Consider the following 3,095-nt stretch of genomic DNA (forward strand, 5'->3'; position numbering starts at 1 on the left):
ATTTGCAATAATGTTGCATATGGTGCAATAAAAATAGACGGGCAGATTTTGCCCGTTTTTTGTTTTTAGAGGCCTGCTTTGAGTGATTCGATGGCGATGTCGATGAGTTTTTTCTCGGCTCCGTTTTGCAGTTGACCGCTGCCGTTGATGGGGAGGTATGGTCTGGCCGGGATGGTGACTTTTCTTCCGCGTCCTGCTTGGCCGCCGAGGTGGTGGATTGCGGCGTATTTTTTGTTGCTGCCGATTTGGGCGAAGCCGTTTCCGGTTTTGGTGGAGATACTGGCGGCGAGTTGGCCGGTCAGTTGCAAGGTTTTGCCGCTGTCGGCGGCACGTTTGCTTTGTTTCCACTTTTCACTGCCCCAGCTTTCGTTTTCGAAGTTGTCTTCTGTAAGGGAGACCATTTCGGTGGCGATGGCACGCATCATGGGGCGGGTGTCGGTGGCGTTTTTGAGCAGCCGGTTGAGGCCGTGTTCCAGTTGGTCGGCATCTAAACTGATTTCAAGCATATTCGTTTTCCGTTACGTCGCAATTAAATAAATCGGCTAGGTTTTTCATCAGAATGAATGCCTGATGGCCATCTATTCTGATGGTAATGTCTCTATGTATAAGTAAGACGCTGTTTAAACCGACGGTGTGGTCAACTTTAATTTCACAAGCTTGGTCTTTATCCGATAAGTCAAGATGTACCATTTTTATCCTTTAAGTAAATTAAGTACCCAAGCCAGTTCCGCCGCTGACAATGCTGCTTTGAATTTGGCGTTGCCCATCATGGTTTTGAGTGCGATACGGGCGATGTCGGGATGGACGGCCTGTGCTTTCTGCACCGCCACCGAAGCCATGCGCGAGAGCATGGCTTGGCCTTGGTTGGCGTTGAAGCCTGCGCTGGGGGCGACGAATTTGCCGCCGATGCGGATGCCCGTGCGTTGGGCGTAGCGTTCTTCGCCTGTGTATTCGTTGGTGCCGATGTCGATGGTTTGGGTTTCCAGCATCGGGCTGGGTAACACTTTGGCTTCGCCTGCTGCACGCGATAATGGACGCACGCGGCAGCGGCAGCGGAAATCGAGCGGCGGATACAGGGTGTCCCAAACCGGGTCGCCGGCACGGTACACACGGCCGTGCAGCAGGCGGTGGCTGTCGCGGGTGCGGCTGTCGTTGATGGCCACATATTGCCAATACGGGTGTGTGCCTACCGAGTCCATCATCTCGGCATAGCGGCCTGCCATGTAGGCTGACTGCATGTTGGTGAGGTAGATGGTTTTCAGGCGGTGCGGCGTGCCGAGTGTGGCCGTCTGAATGCCGCCTGTGTCAGGATTGGTAACTTCTTGTCTGCCCCACCAGCCTTTTCCTTGCAAAACGGGCGTGAGCTGGCGGGTGAACTCTTCCAAGGTCTCGCCGTTTTCAGCCGCGTGAACTACCGCTTTATAGATGTCTTCGGCCACGTCCATACCCGCGGTTTTGGCCACGGTAAACGCGGTAGCGTGCGTGTCGTCCAGTATATCCTGCCAGTCCCACGAGACGTTCACGCCTTTTTGCTTCAGATATTCAACTGCCGCTTCGGGTGTCATGCCGAACACGGCTTTAATGTCTTCGGGATTCATACCAACTCTCCACGTGCTTCAATGCGTCCGACCAAGTCCGACAGAAAAATCACGCGAGCCAGCTCGTTCTGCAGGTCGGCATCGTCCATATTCGGAAAGGCTTCGGCCAAACGGTCAAGGATATTGTCTTCGGTTTCGCCCTTTTGAATTTCGGCGGCCAAAACAGCGGTTAAGGCTTGGCTTTGTGCGTTCAGACGGCCTGTATCGGGCGCGAGCGTGTCGATGATTAAGCCTGCATCGGTGTGGTTATGCTCGGCAAAGTCGGCCGACGGTTTTTTGCTGCGCGGAAACTCACTGCGTTCGTTTTCAGACGGCATGACCGGGCTTTCCGCCTGTTCGACAATATCGCCATCCTCCAAACCGTAGGTGCGTTTCCAGTATTGCGGCGTAAATTTCAGGCCCGAATCGGCCAAGGTTTTATCCCGTTCGGCACGTTCTTTGGTGCCGGCTTCTTCATTTTCAAACAACTCGAACTTGGGCGCAGGAACATCGCCGAAATTCAGTTCCACCACCCATGCAATCAGTTGATTAAACGTAGTTTCCACGATACGGCTGTCGCTGTCTCGGATGTCGGCGGCCACTTCCAAGCCCGCCGCCGCGCTGGCGTGGTTGGTGTCTTTGTCGGTGGTTTGGTCTTGGCCGAGCAGCGCGATGTTGATTTCGCTGCGGCAGTAGCGGATGAGCTTGTCGTAAGCATCGACCGATGAGGATTTACCGCTGGCTTCGTGGATTTCCACGCTGGAATCGTTGGGAATCGTACCAACCGAGTTTGCGATCAGGGCTTCCAGCGCGTCGAGCAGCTTTTCGGTATCGTCGGGGGTATTGCTGCGCGGCTCTTTGCCGATGAGCCACGGCGCACCATATTTTTCTGTGAACTGCACCCAGAATTTCAGGCCGCCGCGTTTGAAAGTTACCAGCCAGAACACCAAGCCCAAATCGCCCAAACCGTAGGGGTTGAGATAATCGGCTTCGTGGGTCGGACAGAGGAATTTATACGGCGGCAGCGGCTCTTGCTTGAGGCCGTTTTGCGTATAAACCAACTCGTTTTGTCCATCAAACCCGAACCATTCCTGCGGCTTGGCCACAATTTCAGATGGCAGCCACTGCGTATCCTGCTGCCAAATCAGCTCAATGGGTTGATAACCGAACAGCGGCGCGTTGAGAATGTCTTTAATCAGACGGTAAACATCGGTTTCGGCCAGCCAGTTCTCGACGAATTGACGCACGTTTTCCGGCACATCATCGCCCGTAAGCTGCCAATCCAGCCGCGCGACGGCGGCTTTTCGGCGGCGTACCAGACTGCCGACCAAAGGGTCGCGCAGTAGCTCACGGTACACGGAAATTTGCCTGCCCGCTTTGCGCAAAATCGGGTCGGGATTGGGCAGCCAACCGTTGAAGCCACCTAGAAACTGGCGTGATACGGCGATATGGCTGCTCAGGTCTTCGGGTTTGAAGGTTACGCCCTTGCCGTTCAGTTTGAGTTTGAAATGCGGTTTT

The 3,095-nt window shown here is 54.5% G+C and carries 3 protein-coding genes; all 3 read right to left on the reverse strand.

The window, feature by feature from the left end:
* Nucleotides 1-65 precede the first annotated feature (65 nt).
* Nucleotides 66-506: a phage virion morphogenesis protein gene (locus ACFPVS_RS13555; RefSeq protein WP_096295069.1), complete on the reverse strand. Its 441-nt coding sequence runs from the start codon at nt 504-506 to the stop codon at nt 66-68.
* 186 nt (nt 507-692) lie between these two features.
* Nucleotides 693-1,598: a phage head morphogenesis protein gene (locus ACFPVS_RS13560; protein WP_096295070.1), complete on the reverse strand. Its 906-nt coding sequence runs from the start codon at nt 1,596-1,598 to the stop codon at nt 693-695.
* Nucleotides 1,595-3,095, reverse strand: a 1,501-nt coding sequence (locus ACFPVS_RS13565) for a DUF935 domain-containing protein (protein WP_378595858.1), incomplete at its 5' end; no start/stop codon positions are given. The genes ACFPVS_RS13565 and ACFPVS_RS13560, both read right to left, overlap by 4 nt.

It is taken from the genome of Neisseria weixii (genome assembly GCF_042658245.1).
In the GTDB taxonomy this organism is placed as follows: Bacteria; Pseudomonadota; Gammaproteobacteria; order Burkholderiales; family Neisseriaceae; genus Neisseria; species Neisseria weixii.